The 18158-nt window shown below is 55.0% G+C and carries 16 protein-coding genes; 8 read left to right on the top strand and 8 right to left on the bottom strand.

The window, feature by feature from the left end:
* Positions 1–271 precede the first annotated feature (271 nt).
* The 4 genes from ACZ46Y_RS12775 to ACZ46Y_RS12760 are packed head-to-tail and all read left to right on the top strand — an operon-like array spanning position 272 to position 5326.
* Positions 272–1858 (top strand): ABC transporter substrate-binding protein, encoded by a 1587-nt coding sequence (locus ACZ46Y_RS12775; RefSeq protein ID WP_311957393.1) that lies wholly within the window; start codon positions 272–274, stop codon positions 1856–1858.
* Positions 1843–2817 (top strand): ABC transporter permease, encoded by a 975-nt coding sequence (locus ACZ46Y_RS12770; RefSeq protein ID WP_464380046.1) that lies wholly within the window; start codon positions 1843–1845, stop codon positions 2815–2817. Before ACZ46Y_RS12775 ends, ACZ46Y_RS12770 begins: the two co-directional genes overlap by 16 nt.
* 32 nt (positions 2818–2849) lie before the next feature.
* On the top strand, positions 2850–3710 hold the full coding sequence (locus ACZ46Y_RS12765; RefSeq protein ID WP_311957396.1) for an ABC transporter permease: 861 nt from the start codon (positions 2850–2852) through the stop codon (positions 3708–3710).
* Positions 3707–5326, top strand: a complete 1620-nt coding sequence (locus tag ACZ46Y_RS12760; protein ID WP_311957399.1) for an ABC transporter ATP-binding protein — start codon at positions 3707–3709, stop codon at positions 5324–5326. Before ACZ46Y_RS12765 ends, ACZ46Y_RS12760 begins: the two co-directional genes overlap by 4 nt.
* Here ACZ46Y_RS12760 and ACZ46Y_RS12755 read toward each other — a convergent pair.
* Positions 5323–6210 carry a LysR substrate-binding domain-containing protein gene (locus ACZ46Y_RS12755; protein WP_311957401.1) on the bottom strand — a complete coding sequence of 296 codons (888 nt, stop codon included), beginning with the start codon at positions 6208–6210 and terminating at the stop codon, positions 5323–5325. The two genes, ACZ46Y_RS12760 and ACZ46Y_RS12755, sit on opposite strands and share 4 nt — an antisense overlap.
* Positions 6211–6320: 110 nt before the next feature.
* On the opposite strand from ACZ46Y_RS12755, the gene tmpA reads away from it, so the two are divergent.
* The 3 genes from tmpA to ACZ46Y_RS12740 all read left to right on the top strand — a co-directional run bounded on the left by tmpA (position 6321) and on the right by ACZ46Y_RS12740 (position 9000).
* The gene (gene tmpA / locus ACZ46Y_RS12750; protein WP_311957404.1) at positions 6321–7472 is read left to right on the top strand and encodes a 2-trimethylaminoethylphosphonate dioxygenase; all 1152 of its coding nucleotides are present in this window, start codon (positions 6321–6323) and stop codon (positions 7470–7472) included.
* 5 nt (positions 7473–7477) lie between these two features.
* Entirely contained in the window at positions 7478–8059 is a 582-nt protein-coding gene (locus ACZ46Y_RS12745) for an HD domain-containing protein (RefSeq protein ID WP_311957406.1), read from the top strand.
* 92 nt (positions 8060–8151) lie between these two features.
* Positions 8152–9000 (top strand): EamA family transporter, encoded by an 849-nt coding sequence (locus ACZ46Y_RS12740; protein ID WP_311957408.1) that lies wholly within the window; start codon positions 8152–8154, stop codon positions 8998–9000.
* A 192-nt stretch (positions 9001–9192) separates the two neighbouring features.
* Here the strand turns inward: ACZ46Y_RS12740 and paaX are convergent, their stop codons facing one another.
* Positions 9193–10116 (bottom strand): phenylacetic acid degradation operon negative regulatory protein PaaX, encoded by a 924-nt coding sequence (gene paaX / locus ACZ46Y_RS12735; protein ID WP_311957411.1) that lies wholly within the window; start codon positions 10114–10116, stop codon positions 9193–9195.
* 243 nt (positions 10117–10359) lie between these two features.
* On the opposite strand from paaX, the gene ACZ46Y_RS12730 reads away from it, so the two are divergent.
* Positions 10360–11927 (top strand): IS3 family transposase gene (locus tag ACZ46Y_RS12730; protein WP_464380045.1). Its coding sequence is split into 2 segments (ribosomal slippage): positions 10360–10825 and positions 10825–11927, totalling 1569 coding nucleotides; the frame shifts between segments, so codons are not numbered across the junction.
* Between the two features lie 183 nt (positions 11928–12110).
* Here the strand turns inward: ACZ46Y_RS12730 and paaZ are convergent.
* From paaZ to paaA, 6 genes are read right to left on the bottom strand one after another with little or no spacing between them, the layout of a single operon-like run.
* A complete protein-coding gene (gene paaZ / locus ACZ46Y_RS12725; protein WP_311956740.1) occupies positions 12111–14156 on the bottom strand; it encodes a phenylacetic acid degradation bifunctional protein PaaZ in 2046 nt (681 codons plus the stop codon).
* Positions 14157–14171: 15 nt separating this feature from the next.
* Positions 14172–15251: a 1,2-phenylacetyl-CoA epoxidase subunit PaaE gene (gene paaE, locus ACZ46Y_RS12720; protein ID WP_311956737.1), complete on the bottom strand. Its 1080-nt coding sequence runs from the start codon at positions 15249–15251 to the stop codon at positions 14172–14174.
* A 13-nt stretch (positions 15252–15264) separates the two neighbouring features.
* On the bottom strand, positions 15265–15822 hold the full coding sequence (gene paaD / locus ACZ46Y_RS12715; protein ID WP_311956735.1) for a 1,2-phenylacetyl-CoA epoxidase subunit PaaD: 558 nt from the start codon (positions 15820–15822) through the stop codon (positions 15265–15267).
* A 46-nt stretch (positions 15823–15868) separates the two neighbouring features.
* Positions 15869–16633, bottom strand: coding sequence for a 1,2-phenylacetyl-CoA epoxidase subunit PaaC (paaC, locus tag ACZ46Y_RS12710; protein WP_311956725.1), 765 nt, complete (start codon positions 16631–16633; stop codon positions 15869–15871).
* An 11-nt stretch (positions 16634–16644) separates the two neighbouring features.
* Entirely contained in the window at positions 16645–16926 is a 282-nt protein-coding gene (paaB, locus tag ACZ46Y_RS12705; protein WP_311946515.1) for a 1,2-phenylacetyl-CoA epoxidase subunit PaaB, read from the bottom strand.
* A gap of 15 nt (positions 16927–16941) precedes the next feature.
* Entirely contained in the window at positions 16942–17931 is a 990-nt protein-coding gene (gene paaA / locus ACZ46Y_RS12700; RefSeq protein WP_311956713.1) for a 1,2-phenylacetyl-CoA epoxidase subunit PaaA, read from the bottom strand.
* Between the last annotated feature and the right edge of the window lie 227 nt (positions 17932–18158).

Here is an 18158-nt window from a genome sequence, read left to right as displayed (position 1 = left end):
AAATAATGCAATGGGGTCAATATATCTATGTCTGGTAGTTTATTGAACTCTCTTTTTTTGTGTGATATCAATTTATCTCTATCGCTTCCAGGAGTTAAAATAATTGAATGTTCGGCAGACGTTCTTTATAGTGCCTTCCTTTGCAAGGGGTAATATGCCCTTTCTTGACATCTTGTTTTCCGTATGAAATATTTCGTTTTTTTATAGATGTCGACACAAGAAGAGTTTCTTGTGTTTGTTAATTCATGCTGTCTTAAAGAAGGTTAAGTGAATGAAAGAAGTGAAACGTTCAGCAGTCAGAACAGGAGTTACTCGGCGCTCTTTTTTGGGCATGGGGGGCGCGCTAGGCGTCGCCGCTACCTCGGCAGGCTCTTTTGTTCTTCCCGCCTTCGCTAGTGAGTCATCTACGCCGGCCCGCGGAGGACACTTCCGCTTGGGACTTTCGCGCGGCTCTACTAGCGATACTCTGAATCCGGCGCATTTCGCTGATGTCTTCATGCAGAGCCTCGGCTTTGCCATTCATAATTATCTTACCGAAATAGATGAAGATGGTCAGCTTAAGGGCGAGCTGGCTGAAAGTTGGGAGCCCAGTAATGATGCGAAACAGTGGGTTTTCCAACTGCGGAAAGGAGTCACTTTCCATGACGGAAGTGATTTAACGGCTGAAGACGTTGTCGCATCTTTTAATCATCATCGCGGCAATGACTCTACTTCGGCCGCCAAGGGCATGGTTGATCCGATCGAGAGTATTACTACCGATGGCGATCATAAAGTTGTGTTTACCCTAAATAAGGGGAATGCTGACTTTGCCTATATCACCTCTGATTATCACCTGGCCATTCTTCCTTCGTGTGATGGAAAGATCGACCCTCGCTCTGGTATTGGCTGCGGCGGCTTTCAGCTACAAAGTTTTGAGCCCGGCGTCGAGGCCGTAGTCAAGCGAAATCCCGATTACTGGAAGTCCGATCGAGCCTGGTTTGACAGCGTCAGCTTTCTGTCCATTACCGATGAAGCTGCGCGAACCAACGCTCTGCGCACCGGCCAGATTGATGCCATGGACAGGGTCGATTTGAAAACCGTCAATCTGCTGGAAATGGATCCTCAGGTTCAGGTGAATACGGTAGAAAGCGATCAGATCTACTACTTCCCCATGAACGTGCAGGCGGAACCGTTTGATGACAACAACGTGCGCCTGGCCCTCAAGCACGCTGTTAACCGGGAGGATATGGTCGAGCGGGTGCTCAAGGGCTATGGCCGAGTCGCCAACGATCAGCCGATCGGCGGATCCTACCGTTACTTTGCCGATTTGCCCCAGCGCCAATATGACCCCGACAAGGCGCGCCACTATTTGAAGAAGGCCGGCCACGATTCGCTGAATCTTGACCTTAGTACGTCGGATGCGGTCTTTACCGGTGCGGTCGACGCCGCCGTGCTCTACAAGGAGCATGCGGCTGAAGCCGGTATCAATATCAATGTCATCCGCGAGCCGGCAGACGGCTACTGGGAAAACGTCTGGATGAAACGCCCCTGGTGCATGTCTTATTCAAGCCCGAGGGGAACGGCAGACTGGTTCTTCTCCCAGTATTTTGCCGGCGATGCCAGCTGGAATGACAGCAACTGGAACAACGACCGCTTCAACCACTTGCTGAACGAGGCGCGTTCGGAGCTTGACGAAGAGCGCCGAGCCCAGATGTACGCCGAAATGCAGTCGTTGGTGCACGAGCAGGGGGGCAGGGTATCTCCGATGTTTTCCAGCTATGTCAGTGCCGCCAGTCAAAAGGTCGGGCACGGCCGCATCGGCACCAACCGCGACATGGACGGTAATCGGATCGCGGAACGCTGGTGGTTCAAGGGCTAATCATGAATAAGTTGTTGCTGACAGTAGCCAAACGAGTGGGGCTTGGTCTAATCACCCTGTGGATCATATCGCTGCTGATCTTTTTAGCAGTAGAAATGCTGCCGGGAGATATCGCGACGGAAATACTCGGGCAGATGGCGACACCCGAAACCGTGGCGTCTATCCGCGACAAGCTCGGCCTAGGGCAGCCGCTTCCTATTCGCTATTGGGATTGGATGCTGGGCATTTTTCATGGTGATTTCGGGCAGTCCCTTGCGACGGACCGTGACGTGATGGGGATGTTGGACTCCCGGCTGATCAATACGCTTTATCTCGCCGGCTTTGCCGCAGCGGTCTCTGTTCCGCTGGCACTGGCGCTCGGCATTATCGCGGCGCTTTATCGTAACTCGGTAGTTGATCGTGCCGTTTCGATGTTCACCCTGTCTGCCATCTCCATGCCGGAGTTCTTTATCGCCTACGTGCTGATCCTGTTTGTGTCGGTTCAGCTTGGCTGGGTGCCCAGCATGTCCAAGGTGGAAGTGGGCATGCCCTTTCTAGAGCGGCTGCACATGACGTTGCTGCCCGCGCTGGCGCTGACCTTTGTCACCTGTGCCCACATGATGCGCATGACGCGAGCCGCCCTGATCAACCTGCTCTCGAGCTCTTATATAGAAATGGCCAGGCTCAAGGGCCTTAGCTCCTGGCAGGTGATTGTCCATCATGCCCTGCCGAACGCCTGGGCGCCCATCGTCAACGTCATTGCCATGAACCTTGCCTACCTTATTACCGGCGTCGTGGTGGTTGAGATAGTGTTTGTGTACCCGGGGCTCGGGCAGCTGATGGTCGACTCGGTTTCCAAGCGCGACTTGCCGGTAGTGCAGGCGGCGAGCCTGATTTTTGCGGCTACCTATATTCTTTTCAACCTCGTTGCTGACGTGATTGCCATTGTCAGTAACCCCAAGCTATTACATCCAAAATGACACCTACTGAGTATTTTCAAACCGGGGAGCCCGTGGCTGCGTCATCGTTGCAGCGGCCGTCTCTGGGATTCAGGCTGTACCATTCTCTTGTAGAAGCGCCATTGTCGGGTCAGATCGGCCTGATCATCATTCTGTTTTATCTCTTTGTGATTGTTTTGGCGCCCTGGCTTGCGCCCTATGGTGAATCTACCGTCGTGGGCGGGGCTTTTGAGCCCTGGGGCGGATCCCATCTTCTGGGTACCGACAGCCTTGGGCGAGATATTTTCAGCCGCTTGATTTACGGCGCTCGCAATACCGTGGGCATGACGTTTCTTATCACCGTTCTGACGTTTGTCCTGGGGTCGTCGGTGGGCATCATTGCGGCGGTTCTCGGTGGCTGGATTGATCAGGTTGTATCGCGCGTTGTCGATATCCTGATGGCCATTCCGCTGCTGATATTTGCGCTGTTGCTGCTGATGATCTTTGGTAGCTCCATCACGGCAATGATACTGATCGTCTCCTTTCTGGAATCAACGCGCGTTTTCCGGCTTGCCCGGGCGGTCAGCATGAACGTGGTGGTTATGGATTATGTAGAAGCCGCTCGGCTGCGCGGAGAAGGGCTGTTCTGGATTGTCCGCCGAGAAGTGCTGCCCAATATATTAGCGCCGCTTTTCGCCGAGTTCGGGCTGCGTTTCTGCTTTATCTTTCTGCTGGTCAGCTCGCTGAGCTTCCTCGGGCTTGGTCTGCAGCCGCCGACCGCCGACTGGGGTGCTATGGTGCGTGAAAACGCCATGCTGATCACCTTTGGCAAATTCACGCCGCTGTTACCCGCTGCCGCCATCGCAGTGCTGACGATTTCCGTCAATTTGGTAGTGGACTGGTTTTTGAATAAGGCAAGCGGGCTTTCAAAATGAAGCAAAGCGATAGCAAGGTAGCGAATAAAGACATTTTGCAAATCCGTAATCTGGTAATTGAAACGGATAGCCAAAAGAAACCCAAGCAGCTGGTCAAAGGCGTTAGCCTTGATTTGCAGCCTGGTGAGGTACTGGGAGTTATCGGTGAATCCGGGGCGGGTAAATCAACCATCGGCCTGGCGAGCCTTGGCTACGCTCGCGACGGCTGTGTGATTGCCGGTGGCGAGGTCATCTTTAACGGCACCGATATTCTCCGGCTTTCTGAACGCGAAAAGCGCACTTATCGGGGTCGCCATATTGCCTACGTTGCCCAGAGTGCGGCGGCGGCTTTTAATCCGGCCCACAAGCTGATCGATCAGTATGTGGAAGCGGCCGTGTATCACGGCGTTTGCAGCGCGGCAGAGGCCCGCGCCGAGGCGGTTGAGCTCTACCGGGAAATGGGGCTTCCGGAGCCCGAAACGTTTGGGCAGCGTTATCCGCACCAGGTATCCGGAGGGCAGCTGCAGCGGGCCATGGTGGCAACCGCGATGGCTTGCCGGCCGGATATTCTGGTGTTCGATGAGCCCACCACGGCGCTTGACGTCACGACGCAAATTGAAGTGTTGGCGGCTATCAGGACGACTATCCGTCTGCATAATACGGCCGCTCTGTACATTACTCATGATCTGGCCGTTGTGGCCCAGCTGGCCAACCGCATTATGGTATTGCGCAACGGAGAGCTGGTAGAAGAGGGCGATACCCGGACCCTGCTGGAAGCGCCGACCGAGGAATACACCCGCCAGCTGGTGAGCGTGCGTCACCTGCATAAGGAAGCGTCGCCGGCCGGTACCCCCGTCATGACGTTGAGCGGACTTTCGGCCGAATATAAACGCGGAGTGCCAGTACTAAAAGATGTCTCTGTTCAGGTAGACCTGGGCAGAACGGTCGCCATTGTCGGGGAGTCCGGGTCTGGAAAAAGCACGCTGGCACGAGTGGTTACCGGCTTGCTGCCGCCTATTGAGGGGAGCGTAAAGCTGTACGAAGCGTCGCTGTCACCCCAGCTCAAACATCGGGACAAGGACACCCTGCGCCGGCTACAGATGATTTATCAGCTACCGGATACCGCGCTCAACCCACGCCAGAAAGTCGAGGAAATCATCGGTCGCCCGCTGCAATTTTATCTGGGCCTTCAGGGCGCGGATCAACAGCAGCGGGTCAAAGAGCTATTGGCCATGACGTATCTGGATGACTCTTTCATGGACAGCTACCCATGGCAGCTGTCCGGCGGGCAGAAACAAAGAGTGTGTATTGCCCGGGCGTTAGCCGCTAATCCGGATATTATTATCTGCGACGAAGTGACCTCGGCGCTGGATCAGATCGTTGGCGAGCAAATTCTGGCTTTGCTAATGGAGCTACAGCGGGATTTGAACATGTCTTATCTGTTCATCACTCACGATCTGGCAACGGTGGATGCCATCGCCGACGAGGTCGTCGTTATGCAGCACGGCCGCGTGGTTGAGCAGGGCGCAAAGCACGAGGTGTTCACGCCACCGCACGTCGACTATACCCAGCGGTTGCTCAACTCCGTGCCGGATATGGACCCCGCCTGGCTGGATCGTGTCCTGGCCGCTGACTAATGTGATGCCCTGGCTTTGGTGATTAGCCAGGCGCGTATCTTGTCGATCGCTTGTGTAGACGGCTTTTGCGTATCGCGGAGCAGCCAGTGCCCGCTCTCGGTTCGAAGCTCAATGTCAGAAAGGCGGACGAGCTCGCCTGCCTGAAGCGTCGCTAGGATCAGCGACAAGGGGGCGAGCAGCAGGCCGCCGCCGGCCTTCGCCGCTTCCAGCGCGAGGATAAAGCTGTCAAACCTCAGCACCGGACTGGATAGCGGAGGAAAGCCGGCGTAGGCACACCAGTCAGACCAGCCCGCCCTTGCGCCGGCAAGGGCGATGACCGGGAGACTACGCCAGTCGTCCGTACTTTTTGCCAACGCCGGTGCGCATACCGGAACGAGTACATCCTCAAGCAGTAGCGTTGCCTCCGTGCCGGGCCAGGGCCCGTTACCGTAGCGGATTTCAAGGTCGGCATCTTCGACGGTGTAATCAACCGGCCGCTGAATACTAACGATGGACAGGTTGATTCTGTCATCCAGCCGGCGCAGTTCGGGTAGCAAAGGCGCAATCCACGCAGCCACAAAAGATACCGGGCTGGAAAGCGAGACGGACTGCGACTGATCGTGTGCAAATAAGTCCCGGGTGGAAGCGGCGATCGTCTGAAACGCCGAGCGGACGTGGGGCAGATAAGCAGCGCCGTCAAGCGTCAGCTCTACGCCTCGGGGTAGGCGCTGAAATAATTCGGTTGCCAGACGTAGTTCCAGATTGCGGATCTGCTGGCTAATGGTCGCCTGGGTTCGGTTTAACTCCGTCGATGCCAGGGTGAAGCTTTCCAGCCGAGCGGCCGCTTCAAAGGCCTGGAGCCAGTTAAGGGGAGGGATATGCTGATTAGCGTCAGGGGACGTCATTGTATCTCCCATAGATATTTTAGCGTCAAAGGGTAAGAAACGATTGTTTTTTTAATGCCTTAAAGACAAATATCATGACCTAGATCAATTGGCAAATGGAGTCAGCATCGATGTTGAGCGTGAGCAGTGTTCAATCCCTCGAGCGGGGTGAAGGCATTGAGGTGGTATGGGAAAACGAAAGTCGGGCCCGCTTTCATGCGGTTTGGCTGCGGGATCATGCCCCCGATAAGGACACCCTTGCGCCGGGAAACGGCCAAAGGCTTATCCGGGTCCAGGATATCCCTGCCGACGTGCGGGTTGAGACTGTGTCGCGTAAAGACAGAGGGAAAATCAGCGTGACTTTCGGCCCCGAAAACAAGACCACGGAATTTGATGCTGAGTGGCTGTTGGCCAACCGCTATGACCGGCCAGAGATGGCCAGCCGAGAACCGGGGTGGACGCGCAAGGAAGTCGTGCGCTGGGGGGCTGAGCTAGAGCCCGAGCTGCCCGTCGAAAGTTTTGAAAAAGCGCGGGAGCAGGGGGGTGAGCTCTACCGCTGGCTGCGGGATGTCGACCGGTACGGCGTGGCCAAGATGGTCGACATGCCGGTGGAAAGCGGGGCCATTTGTAAGGTGGTGGATCTGTTTGGGTTTGTTCGTGAAACAAACTATGGCCGTTTCTTTGAAGTCCGCACCGAGGTTAACCCGGTGAATCTGGCTTATACCGGGCTGGGCCTGCAGGTACACACGGATAATCCGTATCGTGATCCGGTACCGACGCTGCAGCTGCTTTCTTGCCTGGATAACTCCGTCGAGGGCGGGGACTCCGTGGTGGTTGACGCTTTCAAGGCAGTGGAGGTCCTGCGCGAAGAAGCGCCGCAAAAATTTGACCTGCTGGCCGGATATCCCGCCTGCTATACCTATGCGGGAACGTCAGAAGTCTATCTAGCCTCAAAGCGCCCGATGATCGAGCTGGGGCCTGATAATGAGCTGAAGGCGGTACGCTTCAATAACCGTTCCATCGGGCCATTAACCGAAATCCCCTTCGACAAGATGGCGGCCTATTACGACGCCTACCGGCATCTGGCGGAAATCGTCGAGCGCGCCGAGCTGCAGGTTGCCTTTAAGCTTAAGCCCGGCGAGCTGTTTATCGTCGATAATACGCGCGTGCTGCACGGACGAGTCGCCTACGAGAGCTCAGGCTCCCGCTGGTTTCAGGGCTGCTACGCGGATACGGACAGCTTGCGCTCAAGGCTTGCTACGTTGAATCAGGAACTAGGGTAAACGCCATGAGCTTCGAATCACTTAACGCAAACAATATCGTTGAATTCATTGCCGATATTTTTTCCCGGCGTGGTGGAGACTCCTACCTGGGAGAAGACGTTACCATGTCGGAACATATGCTCCAGAGTGCTCTGCTGGCGGAACGAGCCAAGGCACCGGACACTCTGGTTGCTGCGGCTTTGTTACATGATATTGGCCATTACACCAGCGAGTTTCCCGAAGAGTCTCTGGAGCAAGGCCAGGATAACTACCATGAAACGTCCGGCGCTCGTGTACTGCGAGAATTTTTCCCGGAGTCGGTTATTCAACCGATAGAGCTGCACGTGGCGGCAAAGCGCTATCTCTGCGCGGTCAATGATGACTATTTCGCGCGCCTTTCAGCGGCATCTGTCAATTCGCTCAACGTTCAGGGCGGTCCTATGAGTCAGGCGGAAATCGCAGCGTTTGAGAAAAATACTTACTATAAAGATGCGCTGCGGCTGCGCGTATGGGACGATGAGGGAAAAGATGCCGATATGGAAACGCCCTCATTTAGCCACTATATGCCCCTGTTGAAAGGCATTGTTCAGGAACATGCCAGCAAGTAAGCTTGGTAGATGCGCCTGAGCGCTATAACGCAATAAGTCAGAAACGCTATTGCATCTCAAGGGACGCAGTAGCGTTTTTTTTGGAGGTTTCGATGGAGCCAACGGTTGCTGGCTTGGTACTGATGGCTGCTGTTATGCACGCAGGCTGGAATACTCTCGTTAAAGTGGGGGGAGAGCCCGCTATTCGGTTAGCTATTACCAATGGTTTTTCAGCGCTGGTGGTGCTTCCGCTGATCTTTTTTCTGGAGCTGCCTGCTCCGGAAAGCTGGCCCTATCTGCTGGCTTCCTTAGGCGTGCATATTTTTTATTACTCTTTTCTTTCCATGAGCTACCGTGCTGCCGATCTGTCTCTGATTTATCCTATTGCGCGCGGTGCTGCACCGCCTTTTGTGGCCATTGGCGCCTTTTTATTGGCAGGGGAAACGCTATCTTTTTTGGGTATCGCCAGCATCGGTATTATTTCCATGGCGATCTGTCTGTTGGCACTGCACCCTTCCATCTTGCGTACCAGCGGAAAAGCCGTTGTTTATGCCTTTGTGACCGCCTTATCTATAGCAACCTATACGGTCATCGATGGCACAGGCGCCAGGCTTTCAGATAATGCGCTAAGCTATGTTTCATGGCTATTTTTGATAGACGGAGTTGGCTTTCTGGCCGTTATATTTATCCTTAAAAGAGGTGCGCTGAAAACACAGTTAGTGGCAAACTGGAAGCAGGGTATAATGAGCGGCGTGTTGCATGTCGGATCCTACGGTTTGGTGGTATGGGCCATGGTGATGACGCCGATGACCTATGTGTCGGCGCTTCGTGAAACGAGCGTTATCATTGCTGCCCTGATTGGTGCGAAATTTTTAAAAGAGCCGTTTGGGGCCCGCCGAATCGTGTCGGCATGCCTTATTGTGTTAGGGATTGTACTGCTCCAGAAAAGCGGACTGTCTTGATGGCAAGCGGAAAATTCAAAGCTATGGCTTTTCTGTGTTATTGAGCGTCATCCATAAAAGATTGAGTCAACTGATCGCTTCGCCTGCCGGGCCTTGTTCGGGTGCCTTATTTTTAACGGATAATACCGGTAAAATTGGCCCGCAGTGCTTGTGTTCCTAATACAAGATATTGAGGGTTATGCGCCAACAAGCCTAGTTGAGGCCGCCGAAACGGCGATAGAAACCCCTATTTGGGCTAGGCAGTGGGCCAGAAGCATTTTCTAAAATACTGCTTAAGTGCTCATCGGAGCGCTCATAGATTGCCCGGTAAAGATTACGACAAAGCTGTTTGGCGCTACGGCCTTCCCAGTCGCCCGGCAAGAGTTCATCTGGCAGCAGGGGGTCGCGAAGCAGTATTTTGCGATATTCGTGTATTAGAAGTAGACGTGCTGTGGTGCAGTCCTGAAGGCTGAGGTTATCGTAAGTGGTTAGCTCATGCCATAGCGGACGGAATTTTTCCAAAAAATGCTTGTAGCGCAAGCCCAGTTCATCCAAATTCCAACTCTCTTTGACCTGTCGGCGTAGCGCTTTTGGGCTCCGCTGTTCTAGCGGCTCGGTTTGCATCACGATAGTATCGTCCAGCGCTCCCCACTCTTGTAGTAGTGGCATCAGCTCGTGGCGGGTAAAGCGGGGGTGTTCCATTACACCTGTTGCCATACTACCAAAGCTCAGCCATTTCAGCTCTTCACGAACCTTAGCTCGGGTTTCCGATTCCAGCTGGTTTAGGAAAACCAGGCACCAGCTGCCACTCCAGTCGTCGGTGCTCAACGCGTAAACATGCTCAAAAGCTTGCTGAAAGCGCCGCAGGCCAGTACCTGTCACACTATAATAGCTGCACCGGCCAACTTTCTCCGTTTGTAACCAGTCCTGCTGGACTAGCCGGTAGACAGATGTGCGGACAAGACGCTCATTGATTCTCATAGGGTGAAGCAATTTCATCAGGCTGCCTAGCCAGATATTGCCCCCTCTTGGATGGATGATGTCTCCATACGCGGTGATAATCAGAGATCCTGCCCGCAGTGGGCGCTTCTCCTGGAAGTCCTGGACCAAGCTCTCAAGCTGTTGTTTTGCCGACATGGTGCTTTATACCTTATCCCATTGATATTTTGTGGTGTCCCACTTTACTGAATAATGCAGCAAAGGGTATCAGAAGAAAGGCACACCATATTATGATATTGCGCTTCGTCAACGTCTAAGCGGTATGAATTGGTCAGTGGGCTTAAAATACCACTGTTTTCGCTACCCCCAGTGTCAGGATGAGTGTCGTACCCTCTGATACCCTGTTCTTATAAACCGACCAGGGGGCGAAAGGAGACACTCATGCCTCGTTACTCCGAGGAGCGCCGGCAAGCCGTCGTGACTAAGCTGCTGCCTCCCCACAACCTCTCCCCGCAGGTGATCGCGGAGCAGGAGGGGATCTCGCTGGGCACCGTCTACAAGTGGCGCAAGGAAGCCCGCGCCGAGGGGCGTTGCCTGCCGGATGCTCTGGGCAAGGGCGCCGATGGCTGGTCGTCCAAGGACAAGTTCAGCGCCGTGATCGAGACCGCCTCGATGAACGCCCAGGAAACTGCGGAATACTGCCGCCGCCGAGGGATTTATCCCGAGCAGCTGGAGCGGTGGCGCCACGACTGCGAGCAGGCCGCCAGCCTCTCCCACTCGGAACGCCAACGTGAGGCCGACGAGGCCAGGCAGCAGCGTAAGCGCATCAAAGTCCTGGAGAAGGAGCTCGCCCGCAAGAACGAGGCCCTGGCAGAAACCGCAGCGTTACTGGCCCTAAGAAAAAAGGCGAAGGCGATCTGGGGGGACGAGGACGCATGATCAGCACCCCAGATCGCCAACGCGCCATCGCGCTGATCGAAGAAGCCCGGGCCCAAGGGGCCCGCCTGGAGGCCGCCTGCCGCGAGTTGGGCATCACCGCCAGAACGTACCAGCGCTGGACGCGCGACGGCGAGCTGCGCGAGGACCAGCGCCCTTTGGTCGACCGGCCGGTGCCGGCTAACGCGCTGACACCGGCCGAAGAGCAGGAGATTCTCGACGTGTGCCACCGCCCCGAGTACGCGAGCTTGCCACCGGAGCAGATCGTGGTGCGCTTGTTCGATGAGGAGCAGCGCTATCTGGCGTCACCCTCGTCGTTCTACCGGGTGATGCGCAAGCACCGGGAGGTGGTGCACCGGGGCCGTGCCAAGCCACCTCAACGCCGCACCAAGCCCACGACCTACCAGGCCACTGCGCCGAATCAGGTGTGGTCGTGGGATTGCACGTGGCTGGGCGGTCCGATCAAGGGGCAGTACTACTACCTGGTGATGATGATCGACATCTTCAGCCGCAAGATCACCGGCTGGGAGGTATTCCTGGCCGAGTCGGCCCACAACTCCCGCAGCGTGCTGGAACGGGCGGTGCTGGCCGAGCAGATCATTGACAAGCCGCTGGTACTGCACGCGGACAATGGTAGCCCCTTCAAGGGCGCCACGTTGCTGGAGAAGCTGCATGAGCTCGGCATCACGCCGTCCTTCAGCCGGCCGCGGGTCAGCAACGACAACCCCTACTCGGAGGCACTGTTCCGGACCTGCAAGTACCGGCCCTGCTACCCCGTCGACGGGTTCGCCACGCTCGACGATGCCCGCGAGTGGGTGGCTGGCTTCGTGCAGTGGTACAACCACGAGCATCGCCACAGCGGGATCCGCCTGGTGACACCGGCACAACGACATGCTGGGGAGGATACCGAGGTGCTGGCCAAGCGCCATGCCATCAATCAGGCGGCCCGGGAGGCCAACCCCGCCCGTTGGAGCGGTAAGACGCGCAACTGGACGCCCATCGGTACCGTGTCGCTCAACCCCGAGCGGGAGCTTCAGGTCACCGTTGTCGAACCGGAAAAACAGGTAGCCTAAATGACCTCAGAGGCGACATATTCCTTGACAACTACCGGCTACCGGATGCTGGTCGATATTGTGGCGTATTGAAGGGAGGCTGGAGGGTGTGTGAGGCGAGGCGCCGACCCGGCACCCGGACCTAACCGTTAGATACAAAAAAACCGCCAGAGCCTACTGGCGGTTTTGTTGTGGCTAGTAAAATTATGCCGGTTTTTTAGCTACGAGTGTCAAAATATCATAGCTGGCAACTAGCTCGTCATCCTGGTTCGTTACCTGAACATCCCAGGCAACCACACCTTGCGGGTGACCATCCGGCGAGGTGCGTCCCTGATCAATCTTGCGCTTACAGGTTAGGCGAGCACGGATAGTATCACCCGGCGCGACCGGCTCGATGAAACGCAGCGTATCCAGGCCGTAATTCGCCAATACAGGGCCTTCGGCGGGATGAATAAACATGCCGGCGGCAGCAGACAAGACGAAGTAGCCATGAGCGATACGTTGGCCGAATTGGCTGTTACGGGCAGCGATTTCGTCGAAGTGCATGTAGAAGTGGTCGCCGGACAGGCAGCCGAAATTGACCAGGTCCGCTTCTGTCACAGTACGGCGATGGGTCAGCAGAGACTGATTGATCTGCAGGTCTTCGAAGTGGTAGCGGAACGGGTGAATGTCGCTTTCGGTAACTTGCGCCCCGCGCACATACTCGCCGCTAACGGCAGCTAGCATAGTGGGAGAGCCCTGAATGGCAGTGCGTTGCAGGTAATGATAGACAGCGCGAATACCACCCAGCTCTTCACCGCCGCCGGCGCGCCCTGGCCCACCGTGCTTGAGCATAGGCAGGGGAGAACCATGTCCGGTGGCCTCCTTGGAAGACTCCGCATCCAGCAGGTACAGACGACCATGGTAAGCCGCCAGTCTGGGCGCCAGAGTGGCGATAGTATTGGGGTCTCGCGTAGTGACTGTCGTTACCAGCGAGCCGCGACCTTTGGCTACCAGCTCTACTGCTTCGTCCAGTGTGTTATAGGGAATAATCGTGGCAACCGGGCCGAAGGCTTCAATATCGTGGGCGCCACAGCCGTTGTCTGGATTACGGCAAAGCAACAGGTGTGGCTCGATAAAGGCGCCCTTATCAGTTCCCTCGCCGGTAGGCTGGAAGCTACCATCGCCACCGAAAACCAGTTCACTGGTCTTGAGCAGCTCCTGAATATTGGTTTTTACGTCTTCCAGCTGATCGAGGGAAGCCAGAGCACCCATGCGGACCCCTTCAACGGAAGGGTCCCCCGTAGTGATTTTGGACAGACGCTCTCGTAGCTTATCGCTGACCGCATCAACCTGTTCGCGGGGCACCATTACACGCCGGATGGCGGTGCATTTCTGACCCGCTTTTGCGACCATTTCACGGCCCACTTCCCGCACAAATAAGTCAAACTCTTCGTGCTCGGGGGTAATATCGGGTGCTAGAACTGCACTGTTCAGAGAATCGGCTTCTGCATTAAACGGGATGGAGCGGTTGATAATGTTCGGATGGTTACGCAGCTTGCGAGCCGTAGTAGCAGAGCCGGTAAAGGTGACAACGTCCTGCTCTTCCAGATGATCAAGCAGATCGCCTGTGCTGCCGATAATCAGCTGCAGACTGCCTTCTGGCAGAGCACCGGATTCGTGCATGAGGCGTACCGCCAGTTCGGTCACGTAGCTGGTAGAAGTGGCCGGCTTCACAATGGAAGGCATGCCTGCCAAGAAGGTCGGCGCAAATTTCTCCAGCATGCCCCACACCGGAAAATTGTAGGCATTGATATGTACGGCCACACCGCCGCGGGGCACCATGATATGGGTACCCGCAAAGTGGTTATTTTTACCCAGAGGAACAACTGGCCCTTCATGTACAACGTTTCCCGACGGTAGGTCACGGCGGCCCATGCTGGAATAAGAGAATAGTGTGCCGAAGCCACCATCAACATCAATGCCGTTATCTGATTTGCTGGAGCCTGTGTGCATGGACTGAGCGTAAAGCTCTTTTTTGTGCTCCTGTAGATAAATAGCCATGGCCTTGAGAGCCAGGGCACGCTCTTGGAAATCCATTTCCATGAGGGTCTTGCCGCCTACTTTGCGGCCATAATCTACGGCCTTGGCAAAATCGAGAGTATCGTCGTGAGTATGGGCAACGATCTCTCCGTTGATGGCGCTAGGCAGCGCCTTGGCCTGTCCGGAACCGATCCATTCACCGGCAATAAAGCTCTTGAGAACTGACATTTAAAAACTCCAGAATTACATTTCGTCGTAGTCAAGAACGACCTTGTCGCTGACGGGGTAGCATTGGCACGACAGCACGTACCCTGCTTCCAATTCGTAATCTTCCAGGGCAAAGTTTTGGTCCATTTCCACTTCGCCTTCTAACACTTTAGCGCGGCAGGTCGAGCATACGCCGGCTTGGCAAGAAAAGGGCAGATCTGCCCCTTCGTCATTGCCGGCCTGAAGTATGCTTTTGGTATCGCGCACTAGATCAAACGTCAGGGATCGACCGTCTGACTTAACAGTGATCTCGCTGACGGCTTCGGGATCCACCCGGGTTTCTGCACGGTCTTCGCGGGCTCGAGGTACCCCCCCGGCCGGCGTGAATAGCTCGTAATGAACGTTATCCGGATCCATGCCGTGGCGAATAAGAGAATCACGCACGGTTTCTGTTAATAGTTGGGGGCCGCAAAGGAAAGCGGCTGTTAGCTGCTCGGCGTTGATCCAGCTTTTAAATAGCTGGTCGCATTTGTCGTTATCAATGCGACCGTTATACAGGTCGATATCCTGCTCTTCCCTGGTAAAGGTGTATACCAAGTTAAAGCGGGACATGTATTCATTCTTCAGATCTTGAAGCTGGTCGCGAAACATGGTGTTGCTGACGCTTCTGTTACCATATAGCAAAGTGACCGAGCTCTCGGGTTCGGTCTCCAACGTGGTTTTAATGATAGACAGAATCGGTGTGATGCCGCTACCGGCAGCAACTGCCAGATAGTTACCTTTGCGCTCTGGATCCAGGTCAATAGAAAAAGTGCCCTGCGGCGGCATTACTTCCAGAGTGGATCCGGGCTCTAACTGCTCACTAGCATAAGTGGAGAAGAGGCCACCAGGTACGCGCTTGATGGCAATGCGCAGCTCTTGATCATTCACGCTGCTGCAAATGGAGTAGGTGCGCCGCACCTCTTCGCCGTCTAGTTTCGTGCGTATGACAAGGTGCTGTCCCTGTTTATATTCGAACTTTTCTGCCAAATCTTCGGGCAGGTCGAAGCACAGAGAGACGGCGTTTTTTGTTTCCGGCCTGACCTCGTTAAGAGGTAGTGCGTAGAATTTATTCATGATCGTATCAACTCTATATGCACTTGAAATAATCGAAGGGCTCTAGGCAGTCGCTGCAGCGGTAAAGCGCCTTACAGGCCGTTGAGCCAAACTCACTAATGCGTTCAGTGTGGTCGCTGCCACATTGAGGGCAGGCGATGGTCTCTTCGGCGCCTAACAGGCTCATTTTGCTGGCGTTACCCTGTGGCGGTGCTATACCAAATGCTCGGAGCTTTTCCCGGCCTTCGGCAGTGATCCAGTCTGTGGTCCATGCCGGTGTCAGCACCTGGTTTAGCTGGGGGTCGCGGATTCCGGCTGCGCGCAGGGCTTCGACAATCAGCTCTTCGATCAGCTCAGTAGCAGGGCAGCCGGAGTAGGTGGGCGTTATATCCACACTTAAATGCTTACCATCCCAGCTCAGGCGTCGCACAATACCCAGCTCCACCACGCTGATAGCAGGCACTTCCGGATCCTTGACGTTATCCAGCAAGGCCCAGATGGCTTCCTCCGACAGAGACTCAGGGCGGGCGTTGGCCGGTACCTGATCACTGGCAATCAGTACGTCGACGGATGATGGTTCACGTTCATTCACCGGAAGTGCTCCCCTTGGCAGATGGATGTAGCCTTATCAGGCGGCTTTACCAGGTTGTGGCATCCGGGTAGGCACGAGGCAGAAACTGCATCTCGGCCAGAATGAAACCCAAATGCTCGGTATGAACGCCGTGTTTGCCACCCATGTACATCCAGGCATCTTCTTTGCCCGGTGTCAGAGTGGCCTGTGCTGCTACTTCATGCACCATGCCGAACCAGTCCTGCTTCAACTGTTCTGGGTCCGGGCCGATGCCCGCCTTGAACATGGCATGATCGGTATCATCCGGCGTTACTAGCTCACCTGTGAAACGCCATAGCAAGTCAAAGGCATGCTGAATACGGCGGTGGCTTTCTTCAGTGCCGTCACCCATCCGCCTGACCCATTCGGCAGAGCGGCGCAGATGGTAAGTAGCTTCCTTGATCGCCTTCGCCGCAACGTTGGCAATGCGCTCGTCGCTGGCATTGACCAGACTTTGTAGCGTGAAGTAGTGCCACACATCAAAGAAGAACTGGCGAGCGATAGTAACGGCATAATCTCCATTGGGCTGCTCGACCATCAGTAGATTGCGATAGTCGTGGGCATCCCTCAAAAAGGCTAGGTTATCCGCATCGCGTCCATTGTTGATAAGGTCGGCAGCGTATTCATACCAGTGGCGTGCCTGGCCGATCAGATCGAGAGCAACGTTGGTAGACGCCAGTTCTTCTTCCAGAGCGGGCGCTTTACCAACAAGCTCGCTCAAGCGCTGTCCCAGAATCATGTCGGAATCAGCCAAGCGAAGCAGATATTCCTGCAGGGCTTCTTGCTGTGTCATCGGGAGGCTCCTCACATGTGTCCGACTTCATCGGGCAGCTTGTAAAATGAAGCGTGCCGGTAAACCTTATCTTCAGACGGATCGAATAGTACCTCTTTTTCATCTGAAGCTGATGCTGTAATGATGGCCGACGGAACAACCCAGATACTTACCCCTTCATTACGACGGGTATAGAGTTCACGGGCGTTTTCCATGGCCATTTCATCATCAGCAGCGTGTACGCTGCCTACGTGTTTGTGGTTCAGGCCGTGCTTGCTGCGTACGAAAACCTCGTAAAGATGCCATTCAGCCATTGTGATCTCTCCTCTTTAAGCGGCTTTACGCTGTTGTTTTTTTGCGGCATAGGCAACGGCTGCGTCCCGCACCCAAGCACCTTCATCAATTGCGTTGCGGCGAGTGGCAAGACGTTCGTGATTGCAGGGGCCATTGCCCTTGAGAACGTCGTAGAATTCTTGCCAATTGATTTCGCCGAAGTCATAGTGACCTGTCTCTTCATTCCACTTGAGGTCGGGGTCCGGCGCAGTGCAGCCGAGAAACTCAAGCTGTGGAACGGTTTGGTCGATGAACATCTGCCGCAATTCGTCGTTACTCTTGCGCTTGATCTTCCATACCATGGACTGTTGTGAGTTAGGAGACTCATCATCGTGAGGACCGAACATCATCAATGACGGCCACCAGAGGCGATTAATCGCGTCCTGCACCATATCCTTCTGCTCCTGGGTGCCTTCACGCATCATGTCCAACAGTATTTGGTAGCCTTGGCGCTGGTGAAAACTTTCTTCCTTGCAGATGCGTACCATGGCACGGGAATAGGGACCGTAGGAGGTACGCTGCAGCACGACCTGGTTAACAATAGCAGCACCATCAACCAGCCAGCCGACGGCACCCATATCGGCCCAGTTCAGAGTCGGGTAGTTAAAAATAGTAGAGTACTTGGCCTTGCCGTCGTGCAGCTTCTGGATTTCTTCGTCGCGATCGGCACCCAGAGTTTCTACGGCGCTGTAGAGGTAGAGGCCATGACCGGCCTCGTCCTGGATCTTTGCCATTAGCTGAAGCTTACGCTTGAGGGTCGGCGCACGAGTGACCCAGTTCCCCTCCGGCAGCATGCCGACAATTTCTGAGTGGGCATGCTGAGACATCTGGCGGATCAGTGTCTTGCGATAGCCTTCGGGCATCCAGTTCTTGGCTTCAATTTTTATCTCGGCATCTATCTTTTCCTGGAAGCTCCTTTCTTCGGGAGACATTTCTTCCAGACTTTTGAGGCGCTTGGCGCCAGTATCAACCATCTGTGCGTACATGACTCTCTCCGAATATCATTTGCAAAATTCGCCGCTCGCCGTTGGCAACGCGTGCGACGATCCACAGGGCTAATTCCATATTATATGACACAGAACAAATTTCAAGTATGTTTTTTCTGTATCATTTCAGGGTTCAGTATTTTTCCACTTATGGGTAAGATATTGAAAATAAAGAAAGTTTTTGGTTGTGCCGGCAATTGGCTTTTTTGCTGAGAAAGGCAGTGGCC

This window comes from Halomonas garicola (assembly GCF_055382465.1).
Note: the sequence above shows the minus strand (reverse complement) of the source record. Positions and strands in the feature narration are given on the sequence as shown.